Consider the following 15,410-nt stretch of genomic DNA (forward strand, 5'->3'; position numbering starts at 1 on the left):
AGCCTCGGCGGTCTGTTGATCCAGACGCCGCGGCTGGCACTTTTCGTGTTTGCCGCCATGACGATCTGGCTTACCAATCGGCTCGGCAAGCGTTGGCGCGTCAGCGATGGTGCGCTCGGCGGCCAGGTCGAGCGCATGTTCCTAATCGGCGTGCTCGGCGCGCGCTTAGCCTATGTCGCACAGCATTTTTCCGCCTATCGACCGCATATCCTGAACGCAGTCTTTATCTGGCAGCCGGGCTACACGCCGTGGGCTGGGTTCGGCGTTGGATTCGCCTATCTCGGCTGGCTGGTTTGGCGCCGCCGGGTTTCGCTCCCTCAACTCCGCGTGATCGCGTTTGCCGGGATCCCTCTGACGGTTTTGTACGTGGGATCACTGGCCACGATCGGGCGATTCGTTCCCGCCGACCGGCTGCATCAGGGCAGCCAATTACCGAGTGTCGGGTTGATGACGTTGAACGGGCGCACGGTGAACCTCTCCGACCTGCGTGGCCGCCCTGCCGTGGTCAATATCTGGGCGACCTGGTGTCTGCCTTGCCGTGAAGAAATGCCGATGCTGAGCCGCACCTTTGCAACGCGGCAGAAGGGTGGCCTTGCGATGGTCGGAGCCGATCTGGCCGAGCCGGCGCGACGGGTCCGGCAGTTTCTTGCTCCGGCGCCGGTCCGTTACCCGGTGTGGGTCGATCCGCCGACGGTCTCAGGTAAAAAAGCGAGATCGCCTTCCACCGGACTTTTCGCCAGGACGGGCGGCTTTGCCGTACCGACGACGATATTCGTCGATCGTAAGGGCATCATACGATCGATCTATGTCGGGAAACTGACTGCTGCGGTCCTGGCCATAAAGCTTGCCGGCATCGGCGCAAAACTCTCCTCGCCGTGACGTTGCGCGCTATCACGGAGCCGCTCGCCCGGTAAGATATTTGATCAGGGCCTTGGCACGAGCTGAGTTCCACCGCGCGGCACCCGGAATATAGCCATCGATTCTGCCGAAGGGGTCGATCGCGTAGGTGATAGGCAACGCATAAAGCGGAAACACGCCGTGATTGACGTTTCGAGCGTCAAAATATCCGATCTGCTGGTCCGGATCGGCATAAACCCCGAGATGTGAAAGTCCAAACCGGCGATAGAACGCACGAACGGTCTCCTGTCCGCCGTCATCGATCGCAATCGGCACGATCTGCAACAGTTTGTCGTCTGCCGAGGCGGCGAGCCGGTCCAGCGATGGCATTTCATGAACGCATGGCGCGCACCACGTCGCCCAGAAGTTCAACAAGACGACCTTTCCGCGATAGCGGCCGAAGTCGATGACGCTCCCGCCTGCCGTCTTTATCGGCGCGTCCGGCGCAAGTCGTTCGGGTTGCAACTGGATATATTGACCGCCGCTGCTGTAGAATGCCGGAGGCGGTTGGCTGGCCGCTGCAACAGGCGCTTTCGCCAAAACGGCGGCGCCGAACGCACCTGCAATCTGGCAGCTGGCACGGCGCCTGGATATGTCTGGATAAGCGCGCTTCGGTGTCTGGCGATCAGGCATTTGCAGAGGCTTCCTCCTCAACGCTTTCACGTAATCCGCATCGCCGCGCGCGCCGGCGCGTCGGTCAGAAGGGTCGAGATAAAGATGCCGTGCGGCGAGCGGCCCACCGGAATGCGATCGGTCTTCCCGGTCGCCGGATCATACACCCCGACGTGTGAGGAAAAACGCAGTGACATCCAAAGCCGACGGTCTGGAGCGAAACAGATATCGTCCGGGCCGCCCGGCATCGGGATGTGTTTGACCACATCGAGGCTCTTTGCATCCAGCACGCTGAGCGACCCGGCAACGCGATTGGTGACGTAGATCTGCTTGCGGTCGGGCGTGAGAAATGTTGTATGCGCCCCCTTGTCGGTCACGATGCGCCGGATCACCCTGCCGTTGGCGGGATCGATTACCGCCACAGTGTCGCTTCCCATGATGCCGACCAACACCACCCCATCATGCCAGAAGACGCCGGCCGGCGTTTTGCCGACCTTGGCAGTCCAGCGTTCGGTCATCGTCGTGAGGTCGATGGCGACCAGCGTGCCGGAATCCTGCATCGACGTGAAAAGGGTACGCGAATCCGGCGTATAGCTGAGGTGGCTTGGCATTGAGCCGACCCGAAAGCGGCGGGCCAGTTTCAGCGTGTCGGCGTGGTAGATATCGACATGGTTGAGGCGGAGGCAGTTCACTGTCAGAAAACGGCCATCCGGACTGAACCACAATTGGTATGGGTCCGGGATCATCTTGTGGCCGAGTTCCCTGCCTGTCGCCGGATCGAGGAAGAACAGAGCATTGCCGGAGGCATCGGCGATCAACAGCCGCTTATGGTCGGCCGCCAGTGCCCAGTGGCTCGGCTCGCGAAAGGTCGGTTCCTCCCGCAAGACGCGGCGGCTCGCCATGTCGATGATCGATACGGTGGCGCCACCGGAGTTGAGCACAATGCACAAGGGGGCCGGGGCGGCGGCCGCCGTTGTCGCTGCACCGCCAAGGCCGGGTGCGACGAGAAGTGCCGGAGCGGCAAGCACGGCACGGCGCGCCAGGCCAAATTTTTCAGCCATATTTGAAACACCTCCATCACGTGAGAGAAAATTTGACGGGACTCGACGGGGTCGTGCTGGCAACATCTTGCGCCTGAGAGAGATCACCGCAGATTTCGATCCGGGCCGTCCAGGCGCAACGTCGGGGCAGGCGGAGCTTGCGCGACCTCTGTGTCTGCGGCGCGATCGGCCATGATTGTCGGCTGCTCGTTGCTGTAGATGAACCCGTAGGTCGCGTACGACAGGCCGAAAGCACCGTTTCCAGTGGACTGCCTCACATCAGTCCAGGTATTGCCTGGCGAAACATCGATGACCGGCACGTCGCGGGTGACGGCATCCGGAACCCAGTTTGCTTCGTTCACCAGGATTTCCCGGCTATTGATGATTTTGACGACCACCGCAAGGTGACCGAGCGGCATTCGTGGAATCGAGCGAAATGCCAGGATCGAACCTACGCGCGGGCGCGGCCCACGCAGATATCGGCCGTCGGCTTCGGCCCACCACAAAAAAGCGTCACCACGAAGCCTGATGTGCGACAGCTTTCGCGCATAGGGAACGCACCAGAGGTAGCTGACATGGTCGGGATGCGGTGCATCACGATGATGGGCCATTCCGGAGCGAAACCTTGTTCGGCCGGGATGGCGGTGAACGCTATCTGCGTGCGCTGTGGCAAACTTGATCGTCGAGAACGCAAGGACGCTGCAAAGCATCCAGAATATCAGTCGTTGACTCATTTTTACGCGACACCTTAGCCAAAGTCGATCCTGTTCCGAGTGGATGGTGCATCGTCGCGTTGCACGATCGTACCGCACGACCCCGCCGCTAAGGGCTTGTTTAACGGCAGCTTTATCGGCGTGCTGACACACTTATTGCCGATGCTGCCCTCGGGCGTGGTCAGGGCGACGAAGCACCAGTTTTCAGACCCGCAACATCTACCGAGTTGCGTTCAGATGACTCTGCTGACTTTCGGTGGGGGAAGTTCGCAATCGAGCGTGATGCCGCTTGGCGGCGACCGTGATCCATGGATGCGCGGCGCGAGCCTGATCATGGATGGCAAAGGCACGAATACTTCGGGGCGCACGGTATTTTGGACCTCACAGCCAAGGGTCCTACACTGCAACTGGCCCTCAGAGACCGATGCGCGGAAATTTCCGCCTCCATCTGCCGGTCTCTGGAAGTAGGCCGCCCCGGCGGCTGATCGGCCCTCATTTGCCGAGCCATGCGCAAACGCCGTCATGCTGCCGAACAGCAAGATTGTCGCAATCAGGAGGTGACCCACGATTCTGAGCACATTCGGGTTCTACCTAACGGATTTGCCCAAGACAACATCCGCCATCGCGCGCAATCATCGAAATCAACCTTTTCAGGCGTCGCATCCCCGACCGGCGATCATGATTTCGGCGCGAGAGGTTGAGCCTGCATCTCGGAAGAAGGGACCGCGGAAATGTGCGACGCCGCGACGGTGTCGCCGCGTAGCGCGCCATAGATCGCGATCGTCAGAAAACTGCCGATGAAGAGCAAAATCAAGGCGATTCCGAGGTGTTGACCACGAGTCAGAGTTCTGTTGAGGTTGGCCATGGACATCGAGCGCTACCATGAACGGTTTGTCTTTCAAAGAGACTAACGGTTCCGGATGGCAAACCGTCTCGTATCGTCCCTCGATCGCCGGCAACGGGACAGGAGAACAGCTAGATGGGACGACGCTTGGCGGTGGTCGCGGGACTCGTCTCTCTCGCCGGCTTCCTGGGATCCCCTGCGAATGCAGTATCACCGCGACCGGTTGAGGGCATTCACGGCATGGTGGTCAGCGCGCAGCGCCTGGCCTCCGAGGTCGGGGTGCATATTCTCAAGGAGGGGGGCAACGCCATCGATGCGGCCGTGGCCGTCGGCTACGCCGAGGCGGTGGTCAATCCCTGCTGTGGCAATCTCGGCGGCGGCGGCTTCATGATCATTCATCTGGCGGACGGGCGCGAGCAGTTCATCGATTTCCGCGAAACCGCGCCGGGTGCCGCGACTGCCGGCATGTATCTCGACCCGCACGGCAATGTGGTGCCGGGCGAAAGCCTGCGCGGCTACAAAGCGGTCGGTGTGCCAGGGACGGTGATGGGACTGGACACCGCGCTGCGTCGCTACGGCCGGCTGACCCGCGGGCAGGTGATGGCGCCGGCCATTCGATTGGCGCGGGAAGGCTTCGTCCTGACACGGCCCGACACGGCCATTCTGGATATCGCGACCGCCGCGTTTCGCCGCCAGCGTGACATCGCGAAAATTTTTCTACGGCCTGATGGCGCCGCTCTGCGCCCTGGCGACCGGCTGGTGCAGACCGATCTGGCGAATACGCTGCAGTCGATCGCGCATGATGGTTCAAAGGCTTTCTACACCGGACGCATCCCGCAAGAGATCGCCGCCGCCTCGACCGCCGGCGACGGCATCCTGAGCGTGGCCGACTTCACCCATTATCATGTGGCGATCGGCCCGCCACTCACCTGCACCTATCGCGGCTATACCATCGTCTCGACGCCTCCGCCGTCATCGGGCGGCACGACAATGTGCGAAATTTTGAACGTCCTCAGCGGCTACGACATGAAAGCGCTGGGCTTCCATTCCGCCGCATCGATTCACCTGATGGCCGAGGCGATGCGGCACGCCTATTTCGACCGCAACGCCGATCTCGGCGACCCGGCTTTCGTGAAAAACCCGCTCGCCCGCCTGCTGTCTCAACGCCATGCCGCAACCATCCGTGCCGCAATCCTCCCCGACCGGGCGACACCGTCAGCAAGTCTCGCTCCCGCCGCCGCACCCCAGGAGCGCCACCAGACCACCCAGATTTCGGTGATCGACGGCCAGGGCAACGCGGTGTCGATGACCTATACGCTGAACGGCTATTTCGGAGCGATCGAAATGGCCGGCAATACCGGCGTGTTGCTGAACGACGAGATGGACGATTTTACCTCCAAACCCGGCGTTCCGAACCTGTACGGGCTGGTTCAGGGCAACGCGAACGCGATCGCGCCCGGCAAACGACCACTCTCGTCGATGGCGCCGACCTTGGTCACCAGGAACGGCCATGTGTTCCTGGTGCTCGGTTCGCCTGGAGGATCGCGCATCATCACCATCACTCTGGAAGCCCTGATGAACGTGATCGATTACGGCATGGGTCCGCAGGAAGCGGCGGACGCACCGCGGTTTCACGAACAGGGCCTGCCAGACCGTATCGACGTCGAACGATTTGCAGTGTCGCCCGATACGGCAAGGCTGCTTCGCGGGATGAGTTACACGTTGAAGCGGGAAACCCCGTGGGGAGCGCTGGAACTCATCGAGGTAGGACCGCCACGCGATGCGACCAGCGCCCCGTCATCGGGCAATGATTCGGAGCGCGGTCGGGCACTCCGGCCGGGTCGATTCTACGGCGCGAACGATGACCGCCGTCCCGGAGGAGCCGCTATCGGTTACTGACGAGAAGCTGGAGGACTGTCGCACTCGGCAACCGGAATCCGATGAATGGAGACATTCCTGTCGCGCTCCGAGCTTGTCCGTAGAACTGCGTGGCCTTGTTGGTCGCGAGGTTGGAGACGCGAATTAGTTGGACCGGGCGCTTGGAGTATCGACTGATAGAACGGTGATCGTAATAGAGTACCTGCCGGCATTTTACGGAGCCGCCAGACCATGAAGTGACGGCGGCAACCGAGATTTGCTCGCGCGAATCGATGATGGCATCAAGCGCCCAGCCCACGGCCTCGTCCGAGCTGCCATGAAATCCCGCCATCCGTCATGACCCCAACAACCTCTCGACCGAGACTGCGGTCGATGACGGGTCGCCAGAGCACGAGGGTGAACTCTTGTGCGTTCTCAATCAGCGCGAAGCGGCCGGAAGCAAGCTGCACCGCCTCACGATAGGTACCGCGGATCGTTTCGCCGGCCGACGCGACGCGGAATGGCAAGCCCTGTGCCGTGGCGATCTCCTGGCCAACGCGCACCAGTTCCCGGCCTTGGAGTGTCGCCAACAAATGCCGCCGATAGAGGAGCCGCCCCTTCCCGTCCCGGCTCGCATCCCCCTGCGTAATGTGATGCTCACGCCGTCGGTCCAAGGCTCTTCCGACCTCCGCGCCGAAGCCCGCTGCGGTAACCGGCGTGCCATCCCTCCCGACGAGTTGCCGGTCCAGCCAGGTGGCGCCGTCGCTGGCGATCTGGGTTTCCAAGTCGAGCGTGGTGAGAACGCGCAGGCTGGTAGCAGGAGTGTGTCCGTCACCGTGCATGGCAGCACGTTGTTCGAACTCCGCTGGAATGCGCCACTGATCTGCGTCAAGTCGGGCGACAATTCCGGCGCGCCGCAAGGCTTCCAGCCGGCGAACATGCGCCTCGACGTAGGCGACCGGATCGACGACCCCTCGATCGGCGCGTGCCGTTGCCAGGTGATCTTTCGGGCGATATAGCCAGTCGTTTTCTTCCGCGATATAGGCGATGTTTCGATCGGCGGCACGTGGTTGCCGATCTGCTTCGCCAATCTGGATGATGGCGCCAAGCGGGGTAGCTTCAATTTTAACCGCTGAGGTTGGAAGCTCGATGTAGTGGGTGCGGCCGTCGATACCGTCGATGATCAGATGAACGCGGTCGCCCAATTCGTCGGCACCAATCCCACGGGCGAGCAGCCGGCCGGTGATCGGAGCAGCCATCGCCTCGTCCTTGCCATGGATCACGATCTGTTCGGAGGCGCGATCAATCTTTTGGCTCGTCATCGCGCGGTGCATAGTTTTGATGATGTCGCCCTGCTCGCCGAGTTGCCGCAGGGTCTGCTCCATGTGAGGGTTTAGCGACCAGCGGCCAGTTTCGGTTTCCTGGGCAACGCCAAGCCGCTGCAGGACTTGCAACCGCGCGATCCGGAGATGCCGGTCAAAGTCTGTATGATTTGCATGTGCGGCGGGTCGCATGTCCACGATACCGTCGGCCGTTTCTTGGGTTTCCCGGAGCAGAGCGCGGTCGATTCTGGTCAGTCTTTCCTGGTCGATTTCGCGCGTGAGTTTCTGCTGCCGCTCGACCGTGGTTTCCGGACCAAGCTCGATAGTGACGAGTTCCGATGCCCGTTCGCGGATGCCATGCGCGAGATAGGCACCAGCAATCACCAGGTTTTCGCCCAAGTCGTCGACGCCGCGGATCACGATATGGGTGTGCGGATGGCCGGTGTTGAAATGATCGACGGCAATCCAATCGAGCTTCGTCCCTAGGTCCCGCTCGACCTGGTGCATGAGGTCGCGCGTGAAAGATTTGGTGTCCGAAAGCTGCAATCCATCCTCGGGCGCTACGATCAGCCGGAACTGGCGCGGGTCGCTCTCTGCCCGATCGAGGAAGGTAGAGCCTTCGGCTCGATCCGCTGTCGCCGAGTAGAGTTGCCCTGGAGCACCATCGCGGGTGACGCCATCGCGCTGGAGATAACGAAGATGGACTGCCGCGGCGCGGCTGCCGGCCCGCATCGGAGTGTAGCGCGCCTTGACCACAACCCTTCGGGCACCGGGCTTGGTGTTCGACCATCCATGGGGTGATGCGGCCCTACCGCGTGCAAAGGTGGCGCCACGACCGCGTTTGGCGGGAAGACTGGCAATATCACGGCTGGCGTTCGGTGAGGGTAGTACAGCTTGTCTGCGGAGTGCCCCTGCACGTGACATTGCGCGTTTGATTTGCGTCGCTGCCAGAGCCGGACGATCGCCAGCGCTGCCCTTGCGTCCGAGCCGGGGCCGAAGAGGCAGGTCGTCTTCATTGTGAGCCATGGCCTGATCATGCTGATGATCCCGAACATCGAGAAGGTGCTTTGATGGCACGGCGGAATCTGAAGCGAAGACACAGATCCAGGCAGGACCGACGTGCCGTCGGCAAACTGTTGGCACGGTGCGTGCTCTCGCTAACCCAATGTGCAGACACGAAAATCGCGGCGATCGGGGCCGTGTGGTGCCACGCACCTTTATCTTGCCCTCCCTGAACTGAGAAATCCTCAATGGCTTTCATGCAAATTCTTCAGGCGCCATACCTCGCCGGATGACGCTATTGCTACATTCCGCCGCGCTTTTACCCGCCCCGACCCGATAGGTTGTTATCCATGGATCGCAGCAATGCCGACGCGTAACGCAAACGCAGATAATGCGCAGTTTTTAAGTTGAGCCGCCGGCAGTCTTGGCGCTGTCATGGGGTCGAACCAGATGACGCTTCCTGATTAATCGGCTGACCTCCAGCCACGAACAGACCATCTTCGGCGCTTGATGCAGGACGCACTTTTTGGCGAAACTCGGTCGCGGCTCGGTAGGTGAACATCGAAACAAGCGCGCGACTTGCGATCATCTGCGGCGTCTCCGTTGTTCGGTTGATCATCGGCACGACTGCCGCGAGATAACGCTGCGTCTGCACGGGTAGTCCGCGACCCGTGAGCAGCGTCTGCTCAAGCCGAGCCGGACCGGCGTTATAGGCCGCCAGAAACCAGGAGGCACCGAACCGATCGAACATCTCGCGCAGATAAGCAGTACCGGCCATGATGTTGTCGCGCGGTGCATACGGATTGGCTCCGAGATTGTAGCGGATACGCAGCTCGGCGTAGATCTGGGGCATAACCTGCATCAGGCCCATCGCACCGGCTGATGATCGGATTGGTCGCCCGTTCATTGTCAAATGACCGTCGCTCTCGACGCGCATCACGGCCTTGATCCAGTGCTCGGGCACACCAAAACGACGTGATGCTGCCGCGATATCGGGTTGCCAAGCGGCAATGCGGGAGATCACATCGGCGTGGGGAATCTTCGCAACGTTCTGGCAAGGCGGTAACCCATGAAGCGGCACGAATAAGGCTGCTTTGGCAGCAAGACCGCACATTGTGGCCAGGGCTACGAGGGCCACGGTTGGCGGCTTCTAGCGATGGACAATGCCCACGACGTAACGATAACAAGAGCGGCCTGCGCGACGCAATGGACCATCACTGCGCGCGCTGCCGGCCCAGTGATCAGCAGAGGCGGCAGTGTGGCCGTGCCGTGGTGGAACAACAGGACGTTCGAGGGAGGATGTTGTCCAGTCATGGCACGTGCGTTCCGGGCGTCCAGAGTGGCGTAACCCGACCGATGACGCTGCTGATCGGCGTCGGCCCGAAATACCGCCCGTCAAGCGAAGTTGGGACGCTGGGGATCAGCACGAAGACAAACCCGGGAGGGAGAGGTCCGCAGCCGCTCCAGGCAACCAGTCGGCGTCCGCGCCCATCGCGTTCAAGCGCATCGGCGACATGGCGGCCCTCAATCCAAACCTGTCCGTGCCGCTCGCAAACCGTTTGTCCAGCGGTGGCAACGATGCGCTTGAGCAGCGGCACGCCAAGCGGCAGATAATCGCGTTTTGCGAACAGATTCGCGCTGCGCCGGTCCGGCCAGAACAGCACGAAATCGCCGACGCGGAGGTGATCCCGGCTCGATTGAGACAGAACAAGCCACAGGCCGATCGGTGTGCTGGCGGTGGAATTCCACACGATCAACGGACGGGCGTGCAGTGCGGATGCCACCATCAAGATCAAGCCGGCGATACCGCCGCCCAATACCCTGCGCATTGGATGATGGAGATGCGTCATGGCGCGTTATCCTCACTGGGTCGCAGCCAGCCGGGAATAACGTGGAGCGAGAGCTCGGCATGGAGACCCACGGATGCCAGCATTAGGCTGGTCAGAAGGTCACACTGCCTCATCGCCATTGCCGCTAGGCGGGTGGTGAGAAGCAAGATCTTCTTCTGCCCAGTGACAACTTGGAAGCTGGCAAGCAGGCGATGCCGTTCCCACAGCCCGCTCCTCAATGCCGCTTGCTTTCGATGCTTTCGGCGGAGCGGTGGCTGGGCTGAACGCGTTGAACAACTCAAGTCGCTTCGGACGATTCGAACGCCGGTTTTTCGCCCTCGGCCGCCTACTATAACAAGGTAAGACTCAGTACTAGATTCAGTAAGAAAGTAGGGGCGGGAAAAAGCCGCGTAATCAACTGAGATAGCTAGATTTTTTCTGCTTGGGTCCGTTTGATAGACCGCGCAAAAGCGGGTAATAGGCCGTGACCCGTCGGGTGATAGGCCGTTACCGTTCACAGGAGGTCCCCCTGATTTGGGGACAAAAAGCCGGGTTATCCCCAGGCACCAGGGCAGCACTGTGGATGGGCACGGCATATCGACCGATCCGCACCCCCTCCTTGCCGCGGTGCCACACAGGTTCGAGCCGATACGTCAGCAGCCGCCCGGAGCGCGCCAATCTGCGAAGGGCCGCGACGAAGTCGCAGTGCCGTGCGGCGCTCCCGGATCGGGCGTATAACAGGTCGAATGAAACCACCCAGCCTGTGGATTGTTGAGCCGCGTGCTTGCGCGCGAGCAGCCAGAGCCATCGCTGGATGCCTCCGCTCAAACCGAAATAATCCGGATCGATGGAGAGCACCCGGCGCTGCCGCACCGCCATGAGCAACCAGTCCGGCAGGGTTAGCAGGATGCCTGCCGGCGTCATTTCGGAGGCTTCGATCCAGCGGAACCGGATCGGCGCAATATCGGTGGTGCCGAGTGTGGTCTCCGCCACGGTGCCTGTCAGACGGCCGATGGCGGCAGTGAGCCTGACATACTGGCTGCGCCCGGTACCACGCCTTAGGAAGCCCAGAATGCGGCTTGCTGGGGCAATCAGCCGGCGGGAGATGGTTAGCCGCTCATCCTGCGCCTGAACAAGCTGTCCGATGGCCCAGATCAGGATGTCGGCATCCCAGATCGTCGCAATGGCGGTGGCACCTGCCACTGGTGTTAGCGGCGGTGAGAATCCGCTGATAAATGGCGGCGGCGACTTTTTCGGAGGGGTTTTGCGGTTTCATCGTCGCCCTTCTGCGTTGATAGTGCCGTCGTGCTCGGGGCTGTAAAGGACGCTACGCGCCGCGCTGCGCGCGGTGGCCTTTGGCCATCCTTGACAGCCCCTGCGCGCGACGGCGGGGGCGGAGCGCAGGTCGGGACGGCGGGATGGTCGTCTTGATCGAACCGCAGGATGATTGTTTGATTGGGCCAGGTTCAAAGCTGGCGGGCGCGGAGCGGTGGTAATGCGCCTCTCAGAATTCCGCCTGGTCGCTGGCATCGCCGATGGTGTCGGGTGCGGGACCGGCGCACTGGCTGCGCTGTTCATCCATCAATTGGCAACCGTAAAGGAGCCAGATGGCGTCGCGCAGATCGGTGATCAGCTCGTACACCGCGAGTGCCTGTTCGGGTGTCCAGGTGCGCGGTATATCGACGGCAAGCGGACCCAGATGGGCGGGCAGCGGCATCTCGGGAGACTCGGTCACGCTTTGCCGCTGCGGCGCTTGGCGGCGCGTCGCTCGGTTTGCTCCTGCGCCTCCTTGAGGCGGTAGGAACTGCCGGCGATGGTGATGATCTCTGCATTGTGCACCAGGCGATCTACCAGCGAGACGACGCACGCGGCGTTGGGGAACACCTCGCGCCACTCGGCGAATGGCCGGTTGGTGGTGATCATGGTGCTGTTTTTCTGATAGCGTCGCGAGATCAGCTCGAACATCAGGTCGGCGTGGCGGTTGGAGTAGGACAGGTAGCCGACCTCGTCGATGACGAGCAGTTTTGGCCGGGCATAATACCGCAGCCGTCGGCGCAGTGCCGCATCGCTGTCAAGCGCGCAGAGATCGCCGAGCAGCTGGCCGGCGCTGGCGAACAGGACGGTATTGCCTGCGATCAGCGCCTGGTTGGCGATGTTTTGCGCCAGCATGGATTTGCCGACGCCATTGGGCCCGGCCAGCACAACGTTGGTGGCGTCATTGAGAAAGTCCAGCGTCATCAATGCCTCGATGGCGGCACGGTCGCATTTTGTGGGCCAGCCCCAGTCGAAGTCGCAGATCGGTTTGAACCGGCCGATGCGGGCGGTGCCGAGCCGGCGCTCGAGGCTACGACGCGCGCGCTCCTGCTCCTCCCAGCCGAGCAGTGTGGTGACCCAGCTTTCGTTGATCACTTCATCCCAATGCGCCAGCAGCCCGTGCAAATGCAGCGCGCCGGCGCGGGCCCGCTGGACATCCTGGTTAATCGCCGTCGCCAGAGGCAGAGTTATTTGCGGTGTCGGTAATGGCTGCATCGGTATTGTCCTTCAGCTGGTCGTAGGTTTCGAGCGCATGCGGCTGCACGGGCGCATCGCGGTCGCGGACATGCGGGGGCAGAATGATGGCCACCGGTGGCTCAGCGCCCTGCTTCATGCGCTGGCGTTCGAGGGCCCGGCGCACGGCGCTGTGGTGCGGCACGTCGTGCAGCATGGCGTCAAGGATGGCATCTTGCAGTGCCGCGGCGCCGTAGCGGTCGAGCAGGTGGATCAGGGCGGTGGTGATGGCGCCGAGATTGGCGCCGTTCTCGGCGGCGCGGTTCAGCAAGGTCTGGCTGGCCGGAGCGGCATGCGCCAGGCGGTCATTGGCGCTGTGCTGGTGGGCGGCATGCTTGGCATCGACCAAAGCCTGCACATGGGCGGGGTCTTCGATCTGCGCACCGCGGTCGTAACTGCGCGGGTGGCAGGCGATCACCTGCGCACCGTCGGCTATGCGCACTTCATGCGGATCGGCGAGCACAGTCAGGATCCGCCGGACATAGGCGTGCGGCACGGTGTAATCGTTGAGGTCAAAGCGGACATAAGGCGTTTTGCCAACCGAGACGACGACGCGCTCCAGCAGCGGCACCGGATTGTCCGGAAGGGCCAGCAGGCGGGTTTTCTCGGTCGCGAACACGTCGCCGACGGTGCGCTCCGGTTCGCCAGGGCACCGGCGGTCAGCGGCCGCGCCGCTGCACCACGCCTCGGCCTGAGCGTTGAGATCATCGATATCCTTGAAGGTGCGAGCGGCAAAGAACGCGTGGCGAACGTACTGTATCGCTCTTTCCACCCGGCCTTTTTCGTTGCCCCTGGCGATCGCCACCGGCCGTGGTTCGAAGCGATAGTGACCGGCGAAGCCGAGCAGCGTTGGATGGAAGCGAATTGCGTCGCCGCGCCGCTCCAGCACTGCGCTCTTCAGATTATCGTAGAGCAGAACACGAGGAACCCCATCCCATGCGGCAAAGGCCGCGACGTGGCCGCGGAGAAAATTTTCCATGCGGGCGTCCAAGCAGAAGCGCAAAAATATCTGGCGCGAGTAGGACAGAACCATGACGAACGCCATCAAGGGACGCCGCGCGCGGCCGATGTCGAGATGACCGAAGTGTGCCCACTATGCCGCGAACCGGACTATGCCGAGTATTGAATGGCTGGCCCTCCAGTCCGCGGCGGCTTCGGGATTCGTAGCGGCGGCTACGCTTGGTTCCTCGGCATAGTCCTCGTCAGTCTTAAAGCGCCTTGAGGAAGGCGAGCAGCGCGTCTGGCGGCCTGTAGACGCTTGGAGTACCGTCATGGGCCGTGGTTTTGGCAAGCATTTTCTCTTTCATGGCGAGATCCGCTTCCAAATAAACGTGGGTGGTCTCAACGGATTCGTGGCCGAGCCAGAGTGAGATGACCGTGGTGTCGACGCCGGCTTGCAAGAGTTCCATCGCCGCGGTGTGCCTCAAGACATGAGGCGATACCTTCTTATTGCTCAACGACGGGCAGTCTTGGCGTGCCATTTTAGCGTGCTGCGCCAAAAGATATTGCAGGCCGTCATTGCTCATTCGTCCACCCTGACGATTGGGGAATACGATTTGGCCATCGCCCCGCGCCGGTTCTTTCAGCCACGCCTGCAATACGGCTGTCGTCTGCTTCGTCAGCGGTGTGCAGCGTTCCTTTCGGCCTTTGCCGAGCACATGGACATGAGCGCCGGCTCCGCACTGAACAGCTTGCCGGGTTAAGCCTGTAAGCTCGGACAGGCGCAGTCCCGTCTGAACCGCGAGCAGCAACCAGGCATGATCGCGGCGACCAGACCACGTGGTTCGATCGGGCGCCGCAAGCAGGGCAGCGACCTCCGGCCGTGTCAAATAGTGAATCTGCTTACGAACGTGGCGCTTGCAGGGAATGGCCAAGATGCGCTGGATCGGCTCCGACTGAGCCGGCAATTCGAACGCGGCGAAGCGAAAGAATGACCGAATGGCCGTCAATCGAAGATTCCTGCTGCGGGCGCTGATTCCCCGCCGATTCTGGAGATCGTCTAGGAAGGCGCTCACCAAAGGAGCGTCGATTTGTTCGATGGTGAGTTGCGACGGCTCCTTGCCAAGCCTCGTTTTGGCAAACAACAACAGGAGGTGGAACGTATCCCGGTACGAACTGATGGTGTGAGGGCTGGCGCACCGTTGCTGAATCAGCCGCTGAGTAAAATAGCGCGTCAGCAATGTGGCGAAGCTCGCGGCGGCCGTCATGGTGCCGCCTCCCAATGTCGTTCCAGCCTGTCCTTGGCCGCGGCCAAAAGCTCCGGACAGGCGGACAGATACCAATAGGTGTTGCGGACCTCGACGTGGCCGAGATAGGCTGAGAGGACCGGCAGCCGGCGCTCGACGTCCTGGCCGTCGCCGTACCACCGAATAAGAGTTGTAATGGCGAATCGATGCCGAAGATCGTGTAGGCGCGGATGTCGTTGTCCTTTCTTGCCGACCAATCCCAATCTGTTGGCCAATCGACGGAACATTCCGTCGACGGCGTCGCATCGGACTTGTTTGCCAAGCCTATTGACGAACCAATAGGGAATCAGCCGATTAGCCAGGAAGCGGGCTCGCCGTTCCCTGTAATCGGTCAGCGCCGTCACGGTGGAAGGGTGCAGCGGAACCTCAGGAATCCCCCCATTTTCCATAGGTCTAGGTATTGCGCCGATTCGCTGCGATTCTCTACCAAGCGTTGGAATGCATGGATGAGGGTGGATCATGGGAATTGCAGCATCGAAAAAGCGTGATGGTGGGCGGTTG

General features: G+C 61.7%; 15 protein-coding genes. 2 read left to right on the plus strand and 13 right to left on the minus strand.

Annotated elements, in window-relative coordinates; all coding sequences use genetic code 11:
* The first annotated feature begins 45 nt into the window (after positions 1 to 45).
* Positions 46 to 879, plus strand: coding sequence for a TlpA disulfide reductase family protein (locus AruPA_RS19085; RefSeq protein ID WP_265638348.1), 834 nt, complete (start codon positions 46 to 48; stop codon positions 877 to 879).
* Between the two features lie 12 nt (positions 880 to 891).
* On the opposite strand, the gene AruPA_RS19090 is transcribed toward AruPA_RS19085, so the two are convergent.
* The 4 genes from AruPA_RS19090 to AruPA_RS19105 form a co-directional block, all read right to left on the minus strand.
* A complete protein-coding gene (locus tag AruPA_RS19090; protein WP_265638349.1) occupies positions 892 to 1,530 on the minus strand; it encodes a TlpA disulfide reductase family protein in 639 nt (212 codons plus the stop codon).
* A gap of 26 nt (positions 1,531 to 1,556) precedes the next feature.
* Positions 1,557 to 2,570: a PQQ-binding-like beta-propeller repeat protein gene (locus tag AruPA_RS19095; RefSeq protein WP_265638350.1), complete on the minus strand. Its 1,014-nt coding sequence runs from the start codon at positions 2,568 to 2,570 to the stop codon at positions 1,557 to 1,559.
* An 83-nt stretch (positions 2,571 to 2,653) separates the two neighbouring features.
* Entirely contained in the window at positions 2,654 to 3,283 is a 630-nt protein-coding gene (locus tag AruPA_RS19100; RefSeq protein ID WP_265638351.1) for a CHAP domain-containing protein, read from the minus strand.
* A gap of 655 nt (positions 3,284 to 3,938) precedes the next feature.
* The gene (locus AruPA_RS19105; protein WP_265638352.1) at positions 3,939 to 4,127 is read right to left on the minus strand and encodes a hypothetical protein; all 189 of its coding nucleotides are present in this window, start codon (positions 4,125 to 4,127) and stop codon (positions 3,939 to 3,941) included.
* A 114-nt stretch (positions 4,128 to 4,241) separates the two neighbouring features.
* On the opposite strand from AruPA_RS19105, the gene ggt reads away from it, so the two are divergent.
* Positions 4,242 to 6,005 carry a gamma-glutamyltransferase gene (gene ggt, locus AruPA_RS19110; protein ID WP_265638353.1) on the plus strand — a complete coding sequence of 588 codons (1,764 nt, stop codon included), beginning with the start codon at positions 4,242 to 4,244 and terminating at the stop codon, positions 6,003 to 6,005.
* Between the two features lie 260 nt (positions 6,006 to 6,265).
* Here ggt and AruPA_RS19115 read toward each other — a convergent pair whose 3' ends face one another.
* The 9 genes from AruPA_RS19115 to AruPA_RS19155 all read right to left on the minus strand — a co-directional run.
* Positions 6,266 to 8,041 (minus strand): DUF3363 domain-containing protein, encoded by a 1,776-nt coding sequence (locus AruPA_RS19115; protein WP_265638354.1) that lies wholly within the window; start codon positions 8,039 to 8,041, stop codon positions 6,266 to 6,268.
* Between the two features lie 679 nt (positions 8,042 to 8,720).
* Entirely contained in the window at positions 8,721 to 9,425 is a 705-nt protein-coding gene (locus tag AruPA_RS19120) for a lytic transglycosylase domain-containing protein (RefSeq protein WP_265638355.1), read from the minus strand.
* A gap of 172 nt (positions 9,426 to 9,597) precedes the next feature.
* The gene (locus AruPA_RS19125; protein WP_265638356.1) at positions 9,598 to 10,137 is read right to left on the minus strand and encodes a S26 family signal peptidase; all 540 of its coding nucleotides are present in this window, start codon (positions 10,135 to 10,137) and stop codon (positions 9,598 to 9,600) included.
* Positions 10,138 to 10,623: 486 nt separating this feature from the next.
* Complete coding sequence (locus tag AruPA_RS19130) at positions 10,624 to 11,319, minus strand: replication initiator protein A (RefSeq protein ID WP_265638357.1); 696 nt, start codon at positions 11,317 to 11,319, stop codon at positions 10,624 to 10,626.
* A 301-nt stretch (positions 11,320 to 11,620) separates the two neighbouring features.
* Positions 11,621 to 11,851, minus strand: a complete 231-nt coding sequence (locus AruPA_RS19135) for a hypothetical protein (RefSeq protein WP_265638358.1) — start codon at positions 11,849 to 11,851, stop codon at positions 11,621 to 11,623.
* Positions 11,848 to 12,645 carry an IS21-like element helper ATPase IstB gene (gene istB, locus AruPA_RS19140; RefSeq protein WP_265638359.1) on the minus strand — a complete coding sequence of 266 codons (798 nt, stop codon included), beginning with the start codon at positions 12,643 to 12,645 and terminating at the stop codon, positions 11,848 to 11,850. The genes AruPA_RS19135 and istB overlap by 4 nt, the downstream gene beginning before the upstream one ends.
* A complete protein-coding gene (locus tag AruPA_RS19145) occupies positions 12,593 to 13,708 on the minus strand; it encodes a Mu transposase domain-containing protein (RefSeq protein ID WP_265638360.1) in 1,116 nt (371 codons plus the stop codon). Before AruPA_RS19145 ends, istB begins: the two co-directional genes overlap by 53 nt.
* A gap of 163 nt (positions 13,709 to 13,871) precedes the next feature.
* Positions 13,872 to 14,870: a site-specific integrase gene (locus AruPA_RS19150; RefSeq protein ID WP_265638361.1), complete on the minus strand. Its 999-nt coding sequence runs from the start codon at positions 14,868 to 14,870 to the stop codon at positions 13,872 to 13,874.
* Positions 14,867 to 15,410, minus strand: a 544-nt coding sequence (locus AruPA_RS19155; protein ID WP_265638362.1) for a tyrosine-type recombinase/integrase, incomplete at its 5' end; no start/stop codon positions are given. The genes AruPA_RS19155 and AruPA_RS19150, both read right to left, overlap by 4 nt.

It is taken from the genome of Acidiphilium sp. PA, assembly GCF_026191915.1.
Taxonomy (GTDB): domain Bacteria; phylum Pseudomonadota; class Alphaproteobacteria; order Acetobacterales; family Acetobacteraceae; genus Acidiphilium.

Excerpts from the sequence above, each read along its gene's own strand:
- AruPA_RS19090 (WP_265638349.1), bottom strand. The coding sequence starts at position 1,530 with ATGCCTGATCGCCAGACACCGAAGCGCGCTTATCCAGACATATCCAGG.
- AruPA_RS19095 (WP_265638350.1), bottom strand. The coding sequence starts at position 2,570 with ATGGCTGAAAAATTTGGCCTGGCGCGCCGTGCCGTGCTTGCCGCTCCG.
- AruPA_RS19100 (WP_265638351.1), bottom strand. The coding sequence starts at position 3,283 with ATGAGTCAACGACTGATATTCTGGATGCTTTGCAGCGTCCTTGCGTTC.
- AruPA_RS19105 (WP_265638352.1), bottom strand. The coding sequence starts at position 4,127 with ATGGCCAACCTCAACAGAACTCTGACTCGTGGTCAACACCTCGGAATC.
- ggt (WP_265638353.1), top strand. The coding sequence starts at position 4,242 with ATGGGACGACGCTTGGCGGTGGTCGCGGGACTCGTCTCTCTCGCCGGC.
- AruPA_RS19125 (WP_265638356.1), bottom strand. The coding sequence starts at position 10,137 with ATGACGCATCTCCATCATCCAATGCGCAGGGTATTGGGCGGCGGTATC.
- istB (WP_265638359.1), bottom strand. The coding sequence starts at position 12,645 with ATGCAGCCATTACCGACACCGCAAATAACTCTGCCTCTGGCGACGGCG.
- AruPA_RS19145 (WP_265638360.1), bottom strand. The coding sequence starts at position 13,708 with ATGGCGTTCGTCATGGTTCTGTCCTACTCGCGCCAGATATTTTTGCGC.
- AruPA_RS19150 (WP_265638361.1), bottom strand. The coding sequence starts at position 14,870 with ATGACGGCCGCCGCGAGCTTCGCCACATTGCTGACGCGCTATTTTACT.